This window comes from Aeromonas sp. LsrichE-8G, from assembly GCF_022869435.1.
GTDB lineage: Bacteria > Pseudomonadota > Gammaproteobacteria > Enterobacterales > Aeromonadaceae > Aeromonas > Aeromonas caviae.
The window spans coordinates 1-641 of sequence record NZ_JALIHH010000175.1 but is presented as its reverse complement, the minus strand read 5'-3'; the positions used below and the strand labels follow the sequence as shown (position 1 = coordinate 641).

Sequence of the window (641 nt, the reverse complement as noted above, 5' to 3'; positions counted from 1 at the left end):
CCCTCCGACGTAGGTGGGAGGGGAATTTCGCCGGGGCGTCAGCCCCGCTGGTTTTGAATGTATTGCTTGATCACCTCTAACGGCGCACCGCCGCAAGAGCCCACAAAGTAAGAGCGTGACCAGAGTACGGGTTTGCTGTAAGCACCCCTCAAGTCCAGAAATTCATTACTCAGTCGCCTTGATGTGACCGCCTTTAACGAGTTCACCAGCACCGATAGCTGCACTGTTGGGCCGTACTCTATCAGCATGTGAACATGATCAGCCTCTCCGTCACACTCTTTCAGTTCCGCACCAAAATCTCTGCAAACCTATGCCGCACACTGACCGAATGAAGCGTGATGCAGTTCCCCCAATATCGGCTTTCGATACTTGGTGATAAACACCAAATGTACGTGCAAAGCGTAGGCCGCATGGCGTGATTTATTAATTTTAGTGAATTGCATTCTGTCACTCAATCGGGCTTAATAGATATGGTAATAATGCTGCACACTGAGTGATAAATGCAAATTCTGAAAGCCTACAAGTTCCGACTCGAACCGACCGCCCAACAAGCGCAACGCCTGCGCCAGTTGGGCGGTTGTGCTCGTTATGTCTGGAATCACGGGCTGGCAGAGACAAAGCGCATTCTGGATGCTGGCGAA

At 51.2% G+C, this 641-nt stretch carries 1 pseudogene; it reads right to left on the bottom strand.

From position 1 onward, the window contains the following. Positions 1–38 precede the first annotated feature (38 nt). A pseudogene (gene tnpA, locus MUW49_RS18275) lies at positions 39–443 on the bottom strand (IS200/IS605 family transposase). Positions 444–641 lie beyond the last annotated feature (198 nt).